Origin of the sequence: Companilactobacillus nantensis DSM 16982 (assembly GCF_001435815.1) — a bacterium.
Taxonomy (GTDB): Bacteria; Bacillota; Bacilli; order Lactobacillales; family Lactobacillaceae; genus Companilactobacillus; species Companilactobacillus nantensis.
In genome coordinates, this window is the sequence record NZ_AZFV01000003.1 from 112,587 (window position 1) to 129,055 (window position 16,469).

17 protein-coding genes are annotated in these 16,469 nt (G+C 34.9%); 14 read left to right on the forward strand and 3 right to left on the reverse strand.

Annotated elements, in window-relative coordinates:
* The first annotated feature begins 214 nt into the window (after window positions 1–214).
* The 10 genes from FD31_RS02235 (at window position 215) to FD31_RS02280 (ending at window position 10,320) form a co-directional block, all read left to right on the forward strand.
* Complete coding sequence (locus FD31_RS02235) at window positions 215–1,069, forward strand: PRD domain-containing protein (protein WP_057891142.1); 855 nt, start codon at window positions 215–217, stop codon at window positions 1,067–1,069.
* 13 nt (window positions 1,070–1,082) lie between these two features.
* On the forward strand, window positions 1,083–1,433 hold the full coding sequence (locus FD31_RS02240) for a PTS lactose/cellobiose transporter subunit IIA (protein ID WP_057891143.1): 351 nt from the start codon (window positions 1,083–1,085) through the stop codon (window positions 1,431–1,433).
* Between the two features lie 55 nt (window positions 1,434–1,488).
* Complete coding sequence (locus tag FD31_RS02245) at window positions 1,489–3,228, forward strand: lactose/cellobiose PTS transporter subunit IIB (protein WP_057891144.1); 1,740 nt, start codon at window positions 1,489–1,491, stop codon at window positions 3,226–3,228.
* Complete coding sequence (gene lacG / locus FD31_RS02250) at window positions 3,225–4,652, forward strand: 6-phospho-beta-galactosidase (protein WP_057891145.1); 1,428 nt, start codon at window positions 3,225–3,227, stop codon at window positions 4,650–4,652. The genes FD31_RS02245 and lacG overlap by 4 nt, the downstream gene beginning before the upstream one ends.
* 253 nt (window positions 4,653–4,905) lie before the next feature.
* Window positions 4,906–5,718 carry a Cof-type HAD-IIB family hydrolase gene (locus FD31_RS02255; protein WP_057891146.1) on the forward strand — a complete coding sequence of 271 codons (813 nt, stop codon included), beginning with the start codon at window positions 4,906–4,908 and terminating at the stop codon, window positions 5,716–5,718.
* Between the two features lie 246 nt (window positions 5,719–5,964).
* Entirely contained in the window at window positions 5,965–6,777 is an 813-nt protein-coding gene (locus FD31_RS02260) for a Cof-type HAD-IIB family hydrolase (protein ID WP_057891147.1), read from the forward strand.
* Between the two features lie 54 nt (window positions 6,778–6,831).
* Window positions 6,832–7,692 carry a PRD domain-containing protein gene (locus tag FD31_RS02265; RefSeq protein ID WP_057891148.1) on the forward strand — a complete coding sequence of 287 codons (861 nt, stop codon included), beginning with the start codon at window positions 6,832–6,834 and terminating at the stop codon, window positions 7,690–7,692.
* A 191-nt stretch (window positions 7,693–7,883) separates the two neighbouring features.
* Window positions 7,884–8,597, forward strand: coding sequence for a gamma-glutamyl-gamma-aminobutyrate hydrolase family protein (locus FD31_RS02270; RefSeq protein WP_057891149.1), 714 nt, complete (start codon window positions 7,884–7,886; stop codon window positions 8,595–8,597).
* Between the two features lie 173 nt (window positions 8,598–8,770).
* Window positions 8,771–8,989, forward strand: a complete 219-nt coding sequence (locus FD31_RS02275) for a hypothetical protein (protein ID WP_057891150.1) — start codon at window positions 8,771–8,773, stop codon at window positions 8,987–8,989.
* A 5-nt stretch (window positions 8,990–8,994) separates the two neighbouring features.
* Entirely contained in the window at window positions 8,995–10,320 is a 1,326-nt protein-coding gene (locus tag FD31_RS02280) for an APC family permease (protein ID WP_057891151.1), read from the forward strand.
* 45 nt (window positions 10,321–10,365) lie between these two features.
* Here the strand turns inward: FD31_RS02280 and FD31_RS02285 are convergent, their stop codons facing one another.
* The gene (locus tag FD31_RS02285; RefSeq protein ID WP_057891152.1) at window positions 10,366–11,211 is read right to left on the reverse strand and encodes an aldo/keto reductase; all 846 of its coding nucleotides are present in this window, start codon (window positions 11,209–11,211) and stop codon (window positions 10,366–10,368) included.
* A gap of 234 nt (window positions 11,212–11,445) precedes the next feature.
* On the opposite strand from FD31_RS02285, the gene FD31_RS02290 reads away from it, so the two are divergent.
* Entirely contained in the window at window positions 11,446–12,651 is a 1,206-nt protein-coding gene (locus FD31_RS02290; RefSeq protein ID WP_057891164.1) for a NupC/NupG family nucleoside CNT transporter, read from the forward strand.
* Between the two features lie 101 nt (window positions 12,652–12,752).
* Here FD31_RS02290 and FD31_RS02295 read toward each other — a convergent pair whose 3' ends face one another.
* On the reverse strand, window positions 12,753–13,607 hold the full coding sequence (locus FD31_RS02295; RefSeq protein WP_057891153.1) for a LysR family transcriptional regulator: 855 nt from the start codon (window positions 13,605–13,607) through the stop codon (window positions 12,753–12,755).
* 114 nt (window positions 13,608–13,721) lie between these two features.
* Between FD31_RS02295 and FD31_RS02300 the strand changes: the two genes are divergently transcribed.
* The 3 genes from FD31_RS02300 to FD31_RS02310 are packed head-to-tail and all read left to right on the forward strand — an operon-like array spanning window position 13,722 to window position 16,119.
* On the forward strand, window positions 13,722–14,579 hold the full coding sequence (locus tag FD31_RS02300; RefSeq protein WP_057891154.1) for an aldo/keto reductase: 858 nt from the start codon (window positions 13,722–13,724) through the stop codon (window positions 14,577–14,579).
* Between the two features lie 14 nt (window positions 14,580–14,593).
* Complete coding sequence (locus FD31_RS02305; protein WP_057891155.1) at window positions 14,594–15,241, forward strand: NAD(P)H-binding protein; 648 nt, start codon at window positions 14,594–14,596, stop codon at window positions 15,239–15,241.
* A 20-nt stretch (window positions 15,242–15,261) separates the two neighbouring features.
* On the forward strand, window positions 15,262–16,119 hold the full coding sequence (locus FD31_RS02310; protein WP_147007256.1) for an aldo/keto reductase: 858 nt from the start codon (window positions 15,262–15,264) through the stop codon (window positions 16,117–16,119).
* A 95-nt stretch (window positions 16,120–16,214) separates the two neighbouring features.
* On the opposite strand, the gene FD31_RS02315 is transcribed toward FD31_RS02310, so the two are convergent.
* Window positions 16,215–16,469, reverse strand: a 255-nt coding sequence (locus tag FD31_RS02315) for an RNA-guided endonuclease InsQ/TnpB family protein (protein WP_157049139.1), incomplete at its 5' end; no start/stop codon positions are given.

Sequence of the window (16,469 nt, forward strand, 5' to 3'; positions counted from 1 at the left end):
AAATGATTTAGAAAATAATTCTCTGAAACCGTTTACAAAATGAAATATCTGTCATATACTAATTTGTGTTGAAAGATGAATATATTTTCAGTGAATTGTTACTATTAAATTAGGCGAGATCACTCAACGTATTTTCTTCCATGATATGTCAAAAGACTATCTTGGAGAAAAACGTTGGTGGTCTCTTTTTTGTTGTCAGAAAGGGGGTAATGGGATGGTAGAGATTGCCCAAGTCTTTAACAATAACAGTGCGTTAGTCAACCTAGGAGATAATCGCCAAGCAATTGTAAAGGGCAAAGGAATCGCTTTTAAGAAGACCAAAGGTGGACAAGTTGATTCGAGTAAAGTTGAGAATATCTTTTATTTAAATACAAAATCATCGCAGGAAAATTTATATTTTTTGCTCAAAGATATTCCCATTGATGTTGTTACTACTACTTACGAAATTATCGATTATGCCAAGAAAGAATTTAATTATAATATTTTAGATTATGTCTACATAACATTGAGTGATCATATTTTTGGATCGTATCAAAGGTTATTAGCTAACACATATCAAGAAAGCTTGATTCCCGACATGAGTGACCAATATCCAACCGAATACTTGATTGCAAGTCATGGACTAGATGTAATCAATCATAATTTACGAGTTCACTTTCCAAAGTCAGAAATTAAAAGTATTGCTCTACATTTCATCAATGCTAAAGGTGAGGAATCAACGGCTGGTGACTTAAAAGAAGACACCACCAAAGAAGTTAACGATATTGTTACAACGATTTTAAATAAGAATAAGATTTACCGAATGGACGGAAATGGAAATTATTTTGATCGTTTTATGATTCATTTACAGTATTTAGCAGGACGCCTTGATAATGAGGACAGTGAAGATAGAGATTTCAGCGATAAGTTGGAATCAGAAATGAGAAAAGAGTATCCACGTTCGTCAAAGATTGCTAAGGAGATTTATAGCAATCTGCAAGAAAAGTTAGGTACCAATCTCAGTAGTAATGAACTGTTGTATTTCATAATTCACATTCAACGATTAACACAAGAAAAAACTACGAAGTAAGAGGTAAATTATTATGGCAGTTACAAAAGAAGAAATTTCAATGACAGGATTCGCAATTGTTGCTTACGCGGGGGATGCTAAGACAGCTTTGATTAAAGCTTTGGACAATGCTCGTGAAGGAAAGATTGAAGAAGCAAAGAAATTAGTTGAAGAAGCTAACCAATCAATTGTCGATGCTCACAATGAACAAACTAAATTACTTGCTAATGAAGCAGGTGGTATGGATATGGACGTTACATTCATCATGGTTCATGGTCAAGATACTTTAATGACAACAATGATGTTGATGGATCAATGCAAATTCTTTATCGATGAGTATGAACGTATCAATAATATTGAAAAGAAATTAGATATCAAGCGTTAATTATTTAGAAATATTTTAGTATTCGAATAAAACAAACTCTGGGGGGTTAGTACTTATGAATACGATCGTTAAACAAATTGAAAAAGCACAACCGTTTTTTAAGAAACTCTCAGCCAACATTTATTTACAAGCGGTTCGTGATGGTTTCATTTCTCTAATGCCAATCATCATCTTCTCGTCATTGTTCATTCTTGTTTCGGCTGTTCCTAATATTTGGGGTTTTTATTGGCCTACAAATGTTAATGATGGATTGATGAAGATTTACAACTACTCAATGGGTGTTCTATCACTTATGGCTGCTGCCAATGTTGCTAGAGCATTAACTAAGAGTTTAAACTTACGCTTGCCAAAGATTAATCAAATTCCAACGGCATCTGTAATGTTTGCTTCACAAATTGCTTTCTTGCTTGTTGCTGTAGACCCATTTACAAATAAATTAGGTCTATACTTTACAGAAGGCTACATGGGTACAAAAGGTTTGCTAGCCGCTTTCTTAGTTGGCTTTATTGTTCCAAACCTTTATTACTTCTGTTTCAAGAATCACATCACTATTAAGATGCCTGATCAAGTACCACAGAATATTTCATCAGCTTTCGCTAATATTATTCCATTCGCATTATCAACATCATTCTTTGGACTATTTGATGTCTTCTTCAGAATGGCAACTGGTACTAACTTAGCTGCATGGATTATCCAAGTTCTTGCACCATTGTTCACAGCTGCTGATGGTTACTTTGGATTAGCAATTGTTTATGGTGCTATGGCATTCTTCTGGTTCATTGGTATTCAAGGACCATCAATTGTTGAACCTGCTGTTACAGCTATCTACTTAACAAACGTTGAAACAAATATGAAGGTCTTCCAAGCCGGTGGACACGCTACAAATATCCTTGCACAAGGTACACAATATTTCGTTGCTACATTAGGTGGTACTGGTGCTACATTAGTTATTACTTACATGTTTGCTCTCTGGGCAAAATCAAAAGAATTGAAGGCCGTTGGTCGTGCCGCAGCAATTCCTGTTACATTTGGTGTTAACGAACCTATTTTGTTCGGTGCTCCATTAATTTTGAACCCTGTATTCTTCATTCCATTTATTGGTGCTCCTATTTTGAACGTTTGGTTATTCAAGATATTTGTTGATCATTTTGGAATGAATGGATTCATTTATAACTTGCCATGGACAACACCAGGTCCTATCGGATTGTACATGGGTGTCGGATTCTCAATTCAAGCTTTGATTTTGGTTGTTGCATTGCTAGCTATGGATACAGTTGTTTATTACCCATTCTTTAAGGCTTATGATATGCAAAAAGTTGCTGAAGAAGCTGAAAAAGATCAAGTTGCTAGTGTTGAAGGTAGTTCAGATGATTCAAGTAATGTTGCTACAGATGCCGTAGTTGCTACAGCTGCTGGTGACATTCCTCTAGGACTTACAAAAGATAAGAAGAACTTAAACATTTTAGTTATCTGTGCTGGTGGTGGTACCAGTGGTATTCTTGCCAATGCATTGAATAAGATGGCTAAAGAAAAAGATTTGCCTGTTGAAGCAGCCGCAGCTGCATACGGTGCTCACAGTGACTTATTACCAGATATGGATGTTACCGTTTTAGCTCCACAAATGGATGCTATGAAGGATTCTCTAAAACAAGAAGCTGACAAGAGCGATGTTAAGATGATTACTACAACTGGTAAACAATATATTGATTTAACAAGACATGCTGATAAAGCTTTGAGCTTCATTATTGATAAGTTACAAAATAATGAAAATAAAGACGAAGGAGATACAAAATGACACTGATTAACCGTGTGAAATCATTACCAAAAGGATTCATACTTGGCGGTGCTACCGCTGCCTATCAAGTTGAAGGTAATACTACAGTTGATGGCAAGGGTAAAACAATGTGGGACGATTATTTGAAGAAACAAGGTCGTTTCAGCCCTGATCCCGCAAGTGATTTCTACAATCGTTATCCAGAAGATTTAGCACTCTCTAAAAAGTATGGTCTAAACGCAATTCGTGTTTCGATTGCTTGGTCAAGAATTTTTCCAGATGGTACTGGCGAACCTAACCAAAAAGGGGTCGCATATTACCACAAGCTATTCAAACAATGTTTGGATGACGGAGTGGAACCATATGTAACGTTGCATCATTTTGATACGCCGAAAGCATTATTTGATCAAGGTGATTGGTTAAATCGCAAACAAATTGATGCCTTTGTAGAGTATGCAAAGTTCTGTTTTGAAGAATTCCCTGAAGTAACTAATTGGTTTACAATCAATGAATTGATTTCCTTAGCTCAATCACAGTACATTGGTGGTAATTTCCCACCAAATCATCATTTTGATGTTTCAAGTGCTATTCAGGCAGAACATAATGAACTATTGGCACATGCCAGAGTGGTTAATTTGTTCAAGGAGATGGGATGCAAAGGTAGAATTGGATTGATTCATGTTATTCAACCAGTTTATCCAATTGTTGATACTCCTGAGAATCGTCATGCTGCAGCGCTTCAAGACGCCTTTATTAATCGTTTCTTGCTGGATGGAACCTTCTTAGGCGAATATAGCAAAGAAACAATGTCATTGATTAATGAAATCCTTGATAAAAATGATGCACACTTGGATATTCAAGAAGGTGATATGGAAATCTTAAAGAAAGCAAGTACTCAAAATGATTTCTTTGGATTGAATTATTATCAAAATCAATATGTTAAAGCATATGATGGCGAAAGTGGCAACACATTTAATGGTACAGGTGATAAGGGAACAAGTTCCTTTAGATTCCACGGTGTTTGTGAAAGTGTTAAGAACCCTGATATTCCAACTACTGATTGGGATTGGAACATTTATCCAGAAGGATTGTATGATGTCTTGATGCGTATTCATAAAGAGTATAAGAATTGCAAGACAATCTATATAACTGAAAATGGTATTGGTATGAAGGAACAAGTACCAGCCGATGCTCCAGATAATTACATCTTTGATGATCCAAAACGTATTGATTATGTAGATCAACATTTGCAAGCTTTACTCAAAGCTCGTTCTGAAGGTGTTGATGTTAATGGATACTTCATTTGGTCACTTCAAGATCAATTCTCATGGGCTAATGGTTACAATAAGCGTTATGGTTTGTTCTATGTTGATTTTGAAAATCAAAAGAGATATGTCAAATCTAGTGCTTTATGGTTTAAGGAATTATCAGATACAATGAAATAGATTTCACGGATTTTGAATTAAGACTTTCCTCGAGTTGAGATTTGAAATAGTAATTTACCCAGTGATATTAATGAAAACAGGCCTTAATATCACAACATCTACCAAATAGTTTGTTTTTAATATGAGACGTTATTTCCGTCTCCCCTAGGTATTAAAAATGACATTAACCGTTGAAAAATTAAGGAGAGTTCTGAGATATTAATTTATCCCAGAACTTTTTTTACTACACAATATTTAATAATGGAGAAAATAAATGTATTGTAAAATGATTGTTTTGGATATAGATGAAACACTATTGAACTCAAATGGTGGAATTACAGATAGAAATAAAGAAGTGATCGGTCAAGCCCTGAGTCAAGGAATAAAAGTAGTTTTATGTTCGGGAAGAACGCATAACGCTGTTACGGAATACACTAATGAATTAAACATTAAGGGTTCAAACCAATATATTATTACAAATGGCGGTGCAATTATTGAAAATATGCAAGGGAAAATACTTTATAAAAAGATGTTAGATAATAAACTTTATCGCTCATTTTTTGATTTTGTTCAAATGAATAAGCTTCATTATAACGTTGTGGATGAGTTTGGAAATACCTATACTAGTACAGATGATTGGATTGATAAATACACCGTTTTACAGGCATTTGAAAATGATAATGGATTGTATTTGCGAAAGCCTAATGATTTACCATCTGATTTTAAAATTATTAAGGCAATTATTAATGGTACTAAAGCCGAACTCGATAATGTTTCTGAAAAAGTTCATGAAAAATTTGGTCGAGACTATTTCGTTGTTAGAACTGGTGATGGTTTTTTGGAGATTTCTTCAAAGGAAGGTGATAAAGGAACTGCAATTATATCTTTGGCTGATCGTTTGAATATTGATTTGAAAAATGTTTTAGCAATAGGGGATGGGGAAAATGATTTAGCCATGTTAAAAGTAGCAGGTAAAAAAATTGCAATGGGTAATGCTGTTCCTGCAATTAAGTCAATCGCTGATTTTATAACAGCTGATAATAATAACAGTGGGGTTGCAATAGCAATTGAGAAATATGCTTTTTAATTAATCATAAGCATCCACTTTTATTTATAATTAATTCTATGAGGGGAAGTATATGCAACTAATCATTAAGGGAGGGAATTGCCCTTAATAAGTCCAGGATTCCGCATATCCGTCTCCCCCTAAGTATTAAAAACAATAAATTAACTGTTGAAAATTGTGAAAAAAGTTCCGGGATATTAATTCATCCCGGAACTTTTTCAGTTGAATAATATTACAATGGAAGTATGACAATAAAGGAGAAAAATGATGGCATATAAATTAATTGCATTGGATTTAGACGATACGTTGTTAACTTCAAAAAAGACTATTTCTGATTATAATAAGCAGACAATTAAAGACGCTTTAAACAAGGATATTAAAGTGGTTTTGTGTTCTGGACGAACTCATAACGCCGTTATAAAGTTCGCTAAAGAATTAGATATTACAGGTGAAAATCAGTATATGATTACTAATGGTGGTGCCATTATTGAGAATATGGATGGTAAAATCATTTATCAGGAAATGCTAAGTAACACTTTCTATCGCAACTTTGTCGATTTTGTTAAAGAACATCAACTCCATTATAACGTCGTTGATAATCATGGTAATACTTATACAAGCGGTGAGAAATGGCTACATAAATATACGATCATGCAGGCATTTGAGAATGCTAATGGTTTATATCTCAAAGATCCCGATGACTTGCCAGCAGATTTTGAAATTGTTAAAGCTATCATTAATGGTGATGAATCGGAACTTGACGATATTTCTGACATTGTTCACAAACGTTTTGATCATGATTATTTTGTTGTCAGAACTGGAGTCGGTTTTTTGGAAATTTTCCCACAACATGTTAATAAAGGAACTGCTATTAAAGAACTAACTAAAAGTTTAGGGATTGATCTGTCAGAAGTAATTGCGATGGGGGACCGCGACAATGATTTGCCAATGTTAAAAATAGTTGGTAAAGGTGTTGCTATGGAAAATGCCGTTCCTGAAGTAAAAGCCGCTGCTGATTTTGTAACGTCTGATAACAATCATAGTGGTGTTGGTAGAGCGATTGAAAAATTTGCTTTATAGTTGCTTTTAAGTATTCTTCTTCATTTATAATTAATTACTATGAGGGGGAAGTCTATGCAATTAATCATTAAACAGATATTTAACAACAATACTGCTGTTGTAGAATTGGATTCTGACCAACGCGCTATTATTAAGGGTAAGGGAATTGCTTTTAATAAATCTAAAGGTTCTACGATCAATAGTGCAGCGATTGAAAAGATTTTTTATTTAGATACGGTTGATTCACAGAAGAATCTTTATTTCCTATTGAAAGATATTCCGATTGATGTCGTAACTACCACTTACGAAATTGTTGATTATGCGAAAAAACAATTTAATTATTTAGTTCAAGATTATATTTATATCACGCTCAGTGACCATATCTATGGAGCATATAAACGTTGCATGGAAGGAAACTATACGCCGAGTCATATTCCGGATATGAGTGATAAGTATATTGAAGAATATTTAATTGCCAGTGCCGGCGTGAATATTATCAATCAAAATTTAGAAATTGATTTGCCAAGTTCGGAAATTAGAAATTTGGCCTTACATTTTATCAATGCTCACACTAATGATAAAACCAGTGAACTTGATTTGACCAAAGAAATTGATTTCACTAAGTTGATTAAAAAAGTTTTATTACAAAACAATATTTTTCGAACCAAGAGTAATCGAAATTATTATGATCGTTTCATGGTTCATTTACAGTATTTGGAACAACGGCTCAACAATATGTCAGCTGATACGAAATTTGATCGAAAATTTGAGTTAGAAATGGAACGAGATTATCCGGGCTCTACATCAATTGCCAAACAGGTATCCGCAGAAATAAAAAATGCTCGTGGGGTAGAATTAAATAATAAAGAACTATTATATTTCATCATTCATATTCAAAGAATCACTCAAGAAGCTGGTCTCAATGATGCACGATAAATATTGAGCTGTTTTTGCTAGTAAATATTAAAAAATATATCTATTTTATTCCAGATTTGTCTATATATTAGAAAAAATGAAATTTATTGGAAAAATAGTCATTTAACACTGGATTTAAATTAGAAAATATTTAATAATGTTAATAAATTATTTAAATGATTTAATTGAATATGGAAAAGGGGACTAAATATATGAGCAAAGTGATTGGTATAACTGCGGATATATATACTGAAGCTACTTCAGTGATCAATCAAAAACTAATGGATTTTGTACCACGCCCAGCAGTCGATGGGGTAGTAGCGGCAGGTGGGATTCCCGTCAGTTTGCCACATATCCCCAAAGAGCAAATTAATGGCTTAGTTGAACGATTAGATGGAATTATTATTCCTGGAGGCCCTGATATTGATCCCACATTCATGGGTGAAGAACCAATTCCCCAGTTGGGCGCAACTAATCGTAATCGCGATATTTTTGAAATTGCTTTAATCAGAACGGCTGTCGCTAAAAAGGTACCTATTTTTGGAATTTGTCGGGGAACTCAAATTATTAATGTGGCCTTGGGAGGAACAGTCTATCAGGATTTGAATACTCAATTTCCAGGAAAAGTCCTCAAGCACCATCAAGACGCCCCCGGTGATCAACCGACACATTTTATTTCTGTCAATCATGATTCAGAATTGTTCAAGACAATCAGTGACAACGTATTTGTCAATTCACGTCATCATCAAGCCATTAAAGACGTTGCAACTGGATTGAAAGTGGTTGCGGAAGCTCCAGATGGGGTCATTGAAGGATTGGAAAATGCGGATGCGACAATTCAAGGTGTTCAATGGCATCCGGAGAATATGTGGCAACACGATTCTCGTCAGTTAGATCTATTTAAAGCATTTATTGATCGTATATAAGTTGATTGTTTGATATAAGAGTTAGTAATTTAAAAGAGATATCTGCGGAAGAATTTAGTTTCTGGCAGGTATCTTTTTTATTAGAATTATATTAATAATATTATAGAAAAATTGACAACTATTTTCAGAGTGCTAGTCTTGAATTTAAAATAAAAAGAAGAGGTAACCAATTTATGAGTAAACTAACTGAAAACATCACAAACATTCTAATGAGAGCCAATAAGCTTATCGAACAATTGTCTCTAGCTGTCTTGGGATTAGAACGTGGTGAATTTTCAGTTAGTGGCCTTTTACAGTCAGAATTTCTTGAACCCGTTCAGCAGATCCAGCAGCCAGAACAGAGCTTATTTAATCAACCTAATCAAAAAATTCTGAAAATATATAGAAGGTAGAAATCATGAAACAAGCTCTTACAATTGATGCTGCACCAGCGGCAGGAAGTACTACTAAATCTAAGAAAATGGGCTTTTGGACCGTTTTGTTATTTGGAATCAACAGTATTATTGGATCAGGTATTTTTCTATTACCAAATGAAGGGATGCGGCTATTTGGACCAGCTAGTATTTTCGTTTTAGCTTTTGATGCTGTCTTGGTTTTAACGATTGGGCTATGTTTTGTTGAAGATTCAAGTTTGTTCTCTGAAACCGGTGGAGCTTATGTTTATGCAAAAGCCGCTTTTGGAAATTTTGTTGGTTATGAAGTTGGATTTGTGACATGGACGATTCGAATTATTGCTGAAGGAACGCTTTATGTTGGTTTTGCCACAGCTGTTGCAGGTGTGTTTCCGGCTTTGAATAATCCAATTGCTAAAGATATTATTGTTACCCTGATGGCATTGACGTTGATGGTGACCAATTTATTTGGTATTAAGGTTGCATCTATTTTAAATAATACGGTGACCGTTTCAAAACTATTGCCTTTAGTGGTCTTTATTGCTATTGGTATCTGGTTCATAAAAGGTGGCAATTTTACACCAATGGTACCGGCATCTGTGGCTAGTAAAGGTTCTTTTGCTAAAGCAGCAATGACAATGTTCTTCGTTTTCACCGGTATTGAAAGCTCGGTCGTAGCAGCGGGTGAGATGCAAAATCCTAAGAAAGACTTGCCACGAGTTTTAATTATCGTAATTTTAGCAGTCGCTGCGTTTTACATTTTGGTTCAAACAGTTTGTATCGGCGTGTTAGGAAAGTCATTGTCTCAAAGTACCACACCAATACAAGATGCTTTTGGAAAAATGGTTGGTAGTTTTGGCAGTTATTTAGTTGCTGCAGGTACCTTGATGTCAATTGGTGGAGTGGGTTTTTCAACGTCGTTCATTACCCCAAGATTTGGCGTTGCAATGGCTGAACACGGTATGATGCCACAATTTTTAACACATAAAAATCGTTTTGGCGTACCACATAATGCAATTATTATTTCAGCACTATTAGGATTGTTAGTTGCCGTTTCTGGTAGCTTCAATACTTTGGTACAGATCAGTGCTGTGTCTAGATTTGCTCAATATATTCCAAGTTGTTTAGCCGTATTAGTTTTTCGAAAAACAATGAAACATCGTCAATCAGGTTTTAAGATACCATTTGGTGGATTGATTCCGATTGTTGCGATTTCTGTTTCTATTTGGTTATTAGCGCAAACAAGCATTTCCAATTTAGTTTGGGGATTTGGGGCGTTATTGATAGCTGTACCATTTTATTTCCTAACTAAGAAAAATTTTGTAAATTAAAAAATAGGACCTTTCCATTATTTTGGAGAGGTCCTATTGTGTCATTTAAATCATTTCCAATGTTTCTTCATGTTTTGGTGCTGGATAAGCTTTATCTAATTGCTCTAATTCATCCGCTGTAAAGGTAACGTCAACTGCTTCAATATTACTTTCCATATGTTCAGGTGAACCGGTCTTAGGAATACTGAGTAAATTATGATTTCTCAAAACCCAGCCTAATAGTAATTGATGAACGGTGATGTGCTTTTGTTGAGCCATTTCAGTGACGATAGGTTGAATCTTCAAATATTCGCTATCATCTGATCCGAAAGGTGAGTAGCCGATAAATGACATATGATGTTCCTTTTGCCAAGGTAAAACGGAGTATTCAATTCCCCGGCTACCAATATTGTAAAGATCTTCATTGATTCGACAATTTTCGCCATTGGGAATGCTTAACAATTCTTCTAAGTCCTTTCGGTCGAAGTTAGAGACACCCCAATTTCTAATTAAACCTGCTTTGACCATTCTTTCCAAGCCAGCAACAGTCTCAACCAACGGAGTTTGACCACGCCAATGTAAAAGATAAAGGTCTAAATAATCAGTTTGTAATCGCTTGAGACTAGCCTTTAGACTTTCCTCAATTAGTTTGGGTGTTGCATGATAAGGGTAGAATTTGGAAATTAATTGGAAATCTTGTCGATTGTAATTTTTAATAACGTTGCCAACTAAGGTTTCAGATTTTCCTTCGCCATACATCTCAGCTGTATCGATAACATTGATGCCATGGTCTAAGCCGTAACGAATGGCAGCCATCTCTGATTCAGTTTTCTTGTTATTTCCTTCACCAATATGCCAAGTTCCAATACCAATTGCCGAAGTATTTTGATGGTTAAATGTAATAGATTTCAATGAAAAGCCTCACTTTCAAAGGGTTAATTATATTAAAATAAAGAATACTTTTGGAAACGTTAACAATACCATTATAGAGCTATTCTATAATTTTTAAAATGAAGACGATTTTAGTGTTAAATCATTGTAAAAAAATATTTACAAAAAGTATGCCCCCATGTAATATAAAAAAGAAGTGAAAAATTTAACTAATACAGAGCTTCAAATAAAAAAAGGGGTTAAGTATATATGAGTATGTACTTAGTAGTTAATGTCATAGGTGTAATCGCCTTTTTAGCAATTGGCTTTTTGTTCTCAAAGGATAAGAAAAATATCCAATGGAAATCAATTGCTATCATGGTTGTTTTGAACTTATTCTTAGCTTGGTTTTTAACTAGTTTTGATATTGGTCGCGCAATTGTTTCAGGAGCGGCTGATGGATTTAATTGGCTAGTCCAAGTTGCGTACGTCGGAATTGAATTTGCTTTGCCAAGTTGGGTTCATGTTAAGAGTATGGACTTTGTAACAAGTGCATTGTTGCCAATTTTATTGATCGTACCATTGTTTGATATTTTGACTTATATCGGTGTTTTACCATTTATTATTAAATGGATCGGTAAAGGTTTGTCATTCATTACAGGTCAACCAAAGTTCGAATCATTCTTTGCGGTTGAAATGATGTTTTTAGGTAATACAGAAGCATTGGCTGTTTCAAGTTTACAATTGAAACAAATTAAAGCTCAAAGAAATGTTACTTTGGCTATGATGTCAATGAGTTGTGTTACAGCTTCAATTATCGGATCATACATTCAAATGATGCCGGGCCAATTTATTTTGACAGCGATTCCGATTAATATCATTAATTCAATCATCGTAACGAGTTTGTTAAATCCAGTTACTGTTACACCAGAAGAAGACACTATCGCCAAGTTACACGGTCAAGGTGAAGGTGATAAGAAGGAACCTTTCTTCTCATTCTTGGGTGATTCAATTTTAGGCGCAGGTCGCTTAATCTTGATTATCGCTGCGAATGTTATTGCTTTCGTTGCTTTAGCTGCTTTAATTGACAAGATTCTCCAATTAGCTAATCCATGGTTAACTTTGGAACATATCTTGGGTATTATCATGTATCCATTTGCATGGTTACTAGGATTAAATGGTCATGATTCATTCCAAATGGCCCAATACATGGGTACTAAGTTAGTTACAAATGAATTTGTAGTTATGGGTAAAGTTACTGGTACAATTAACCACTTCGATCCTCATTTCAAGGCTGTGTTAACAGTCTTCATTACATCATTCGCTAACTTCTCAACCTTAGGTATGATTATCGGTTGTTTCAAAGGAATCGTCGATAAAGAAAAGAACGACGTTATTTCTAAGAACGTTGGTTACATGTTGCTTTCAGGTATTTTGGTATCACTTCTATCAGCTGCCCTTGTTGGTTTGTTCGTTTGGTAGGAAAGCTTCATCAAATAATAATTTGAAATTTTAAAGTATAATAGACTTTTCAAACTGTGTATTTCAGTTTGGAAGGTCTATTTTTTGATCCCTCTAAAAGCTCACAACCACGAAGCAGATAGTTGCCTGATTATTGGTTGAACCAGCTGTCGTTGTTCCTTTAAGTAGCTAGCATAGAATGGCATTTGGGCTTTTTCATCGCTGATTGGTAGATTGACACGATCATCGTCGTTTTGATGTGTCGAATCGATTTTAGAGAGATTAGTGCTGAAATAGGGGAAATTGGAATATTTAGTAATTTCGGTAAATGAGTCTACTTGGTTTTGGTAAAGAAATTTTGCATCAGGGATTTCCTGTTGAATAATTTGTTTCCAAACACCAATGTCTGTCAGTACGACAAAACTGGTTCCTTGAAGTTCTTTGAAAGTAACGCTAGTTTGGTTAGCAAGATATGTGAATTTATCCAAATTGACTGATAATTTTTCTGTACCGATATATCTTGATTCGATTTCCGAAGTCATTATTTCCTGATTGGTAAAAATTAACGAGAAGTTATGTTGTTTTAAGTTGTCGATGATTGTATTTTGGTGAATAAAGTCATTGTTTAATTGAACGCTTTTAGGCAACGTCAGCTGATTGAGGACAATCATTGGTCCAGGAGCAATTGAAGCAACCTTAACAACCTTCTGACTGTTGTCGAATTTACGTACCGTGAGAATCATTTGTTGGTTTTGATTCAGAATTTTCTCAGCCTCTTGCGCTGCCAATTGACCTGTTTTAGTAAGAACCAGACGATTAGGTTGCCGATTAAACAATTTGACTCCAAATTCTGCTTCTAATTTTTGCATACCCCGAGTAACTGTCGGTTGAGTTACCGACAAGTTTTGGGCAGTTGCTGCTAGAGTTTTATATTTTGCGAAAGTAACTAATTCTTCTAATAGATAGTTTTCAATCATTTTTTACCCCTTAGTATACATTAAACGTATAGTAGCATGTTTAACTAGTAATTTTCAAAAGTAAGCTCAGGTTTTAGAATGAAATCATTAATTAAGCGAAGAGGTCAATTAAATATGCAAACAATTAAACTGAATAATGGTTTGGAAATGCCTCAATTGGGTTTTGGTGTTTTTCAAATTACTGATTTAAAACAATGTGAAACGGCTGTGGTGGATGCTATCAATGCGGATTATCGTCTCATTGACACTGCAGCAGCTTACCAAAATGAAACAGCAGTTGGTAATGCGATTAAAAAGAGTAGCGTTAAACGTGAAGATTTATTCGTTACGTCAAAGTTATGGGTTTCGGATGCCAATTACCAAAAAGCTCAAAAAGCAATTGATACATCATTAGCTAATCTGGGAACAGATTATTTAGATTTATATTTATTGCATCAACCATATGGGGATGTTTATGGAGCTTGGAGGTCCTTGGAAGAGGCTCAAAAGGCTGGTAAGATTCGTGCGATTGGAGTTTCTAATTTCTATGCTGATCAACTGAAAAATCTTGAGCTTGGGAATGAGATTAAACCAGTTATTAATCAAATTGAAGTTAATCCGTGGTATCAACAAACTAATGAAGTGAACTTTGCTCAAACTGAGAATATTGCAGTGGAAGCTTGGGCACCCTTCGCTGAAGGCAAGCACGATATTTTTACGAATGAGGTTTTAGCTGAAATTGGTCAAAAATATCAAAAAACCAACGGTCAAGTGATTCTAAGATGGCTCTTACAACGCGGAATTGTAGTAATTCCTAAATCTGTACATAAGAATAGAATTGAAGAAAATATCGATGTGTTTGATTTTGAATTATCGGAACAAGAGATGCAAACAATTGCTAGTCTTGATAAAAAAGAAAGTCAATTTTTTGATCACCGTGATCCAGTTACAATTGAACAAATTTTTGGTTCTAGTTTGAATAAATTAAAATAAGAAGGTAAGTTAATTTGAAAAAAGTTTTGATTTTAGGTGCTAATGGACAGATTGCCCGATTAGTTGAAACTCGGTTATTAAAAGAACAGGCTGACGTTGAATTGACCTTATTTTTGCGTAATAGTGGTCGTTTAAGTAATTTAAAGAATAACAAAAACGTTGAAATTATTGATGGAGATATTACAGATTACACAGCAGTGAATGCAGCTATGCAGGGACAAGATTTAGTCTATATTGCGATGGTTGATCATACTAAAGATAACATTATTACAAAAAATGTTTTGAAGTCTATGAAAGAAAATAATGTTCAAAGAATTGTCGAATCAAGTTTATTGGGACTATATAATGAAGTTCCTGGCGAATATGGACGTTGGAATCGTGAAATGGTTAAGGGCGGCTTGGATGCAGCGATTAATGCTGACAAACTTTTACGTGAATCAGGTTTAACGTACACAACTTTACGTTTCCCATGGTTGAATGACCGTAATGAAGTTAAGTACACAATTACGCATCAGGATGAACCCTATCTGGGTGTATCTGGTTCCCGTCAAAGCATGGCAGATGTTATTGTTAAAATTATTAATAATTTTGATTATTTGAAAAATGACAGTGTCGGAATTGCTGATGCTGACACTCAAGGTGAAACTCGCCCTGTCTACTAAAATATGGAAGAGGTATGATAATGGAAAAAATTTTATTGAACGATGGTAATGAGATTCCAGCAGTTGGTTTCGGTGTTTTCAGAATTCCAAGTGATGGTTCAACTTACCAAGCAGTTTTACAAGCATTAAAGGCCGGTTATCGTCATATTGATACAGCCGTAGCTTATTTCAATGAGGCAGAAGTTGGACGTGCCATTGCGGATAGTGGTATTGATCGAAAAGATATTTTTGTGACAAGTAAGTTATGGTTGCAAGATTATGGCTATGAAGCTGCTAAGAAAGGTTTAGCAACTTCTTTGAAAAAGTTAGGTTTAGATTATGTTGATCTTTACCTACTACATCAACCATATGGTGACGTTGAAGGTGCTTGGGAGGCTTTAGAAGAAGGCAAAAGCAAAGGCCTGATCAAATCTATCGGCGTCAGCAATATGACACCAAAACTGTGGCAAAAATTTGTGCCAAAGTTTAAGACGATGCCGGCAGTTAATCAAGTTGAATTCAATCCCTATTTTCAACAGACAGAGTTGCGAAAACTTTTAGCTCCAGCTGATGTTAAAATTGAAGCCTGGGGTCCATTAGGCCAGGGAAACAGTGAGTTATTTTCTGAACCAATTATTAAACAATTGGCTGAAAAATATCATAAAGATGCTGGTCAAGTGATTCTACGTTTTGAAAATCAATTAGGAATTATCGTGCTACCTAAATCGACACATGCCACGAGAATTAAAAGCAATTTAGATTTATTTGATTTTGAATTAACTGATTCAGAAATGGCAACAATGACTAAGTTAGACAAAGGTCATGGTTCACATAATCCTGATGCACCAGGAGTTGAAGAAATGCTCTTATCAGCCTTTGATGTACATGAGAATGATTAAACTGCAGTAAGTGAACTACTCGGCACTAAAGTACCGAGCTTCTAGGAACACTTGACTTACCGCCAGACATTTCAGTCCTTTAGCATTGGTCATAGCTATATTACTAAGGCTTGTTCCAAACCTTTATTGAGTATATTTTTACTTGCATTGATGTCACGATCATTGTTTGAATGGCAATTTGGACATACCCATTGTCGAATGTTCAACTCATGTTTACCATCATCATAGCCACATTCTGCGCAGTATTGACTTGTTTTGAATGGATTTACAATGATCAATTTTTTGCCATACCAATCACATTTATACTCAAGCATTGTTCTTATCATCCGCCATGATTGATTGGCAATGGC

What these genes read in the sequence shown, in the direction of transcription:
- FD31_RS02245 (WP_057891144.1), top strand. Translation starts at nt 1,489, where the DNA reads ATGAATACGATCGTTAAACAAATTGAAAAAGCACAACCGTTTTTTAAG.
- FD31_RS02290 (WP_057891164.1), top strand. Translation starts at nt 11,446, where the DNA reads ATGTACTTAGTAGTTAATGTCATAGGTGTAATCGCCTTTTTAGCAATT.
- FD31_RS02295 (WP_057891153.1), bottom strand. Translation starts at nt 13,607, where the DNA reads ATGATTGAAAACTATCTATTAGAAGAATTAGTTACTTTCGCAAAATAT.
- FD31_RS02280 (WP_057891151.1), top strand. Translation starts at nt 8,995, where the DNA reads ATGAAACAAGCTCTTACAATTGATGCTGCACCAGCGGCAGGAAGTACT.
- FD31_RS02270 (WP_057891149.1), top strand. Translation starts at nt 7,884, where the DNA reads ATGAGCAAAGTGATTGGTATAACTGCGGATATATATACTGAAGCTACT.
- lacG (WP_057891145.1), top strand. Translation starts at nt 3,225, where the DNA reads ATGACACTGATTAACCGTGTGAAATCATTACCAAAAGGATTCATACTT.
- FD31_RS02255 (WP_057891146.1), top strand. Translation starts at nt 4,906, where the DNA reads ATGTATTGTAAAATGATTGTTTTGGATATAGATGAAACACTATTGAAC.
- FD31_RS02300 (WP_057891154.1), top strand. Translation starts at nt 13,722, where the DNA reads ATGCAAACAATTAAACTGAATAATGGTTTGGAAATGCCTCAATTGGGT.
- FD31_RS02265 (WP_057891148.1), top strand. Translation starts at nt 6,832, where the DNA reads ATGCAATTAATCATTAAACAGATATTTAACAACAATACTGCTGTTGTA.
- FD31_RS02240 (WP_057891143.1), top strand. Translation starts at nt 1,083, where the DNA reads ATGGCAGTTACAAAAGAAGAAATTTCAATGACAGGATTCGCAATTGTT.
- FD31_RS02235 (WP_057891142.1), top strand. Translation starts at nt 215, where the DNA reads ATGGTAGAGATTGCCCAAGTCTTTAACAATAACAGTGCGTTAGTCAAC.
- FD31_RS02275 (WP_057891150.1), top strand. Translation starts at nt 8,771, where the DNA reads ATGAGTAAACTAACTGAAAACATCACAAACATTCTAATGAGAGCCAAT.
- FD31_RS02260 (WP_057891147.1), top strand. Translation starts at nt 5,965, where the DNA reads ATGGCATATAAATTAATTGCATTGGATTTAGACGATACGTTGTTAACT.
- FD31_RS02310 (WP_147007256.1), top strand. Translation starts at nt 15,262, where the DNA reads ATGGAAAAAATTTTATTGAACGATGGTAATGAGATTCCAGCAGTTGGT.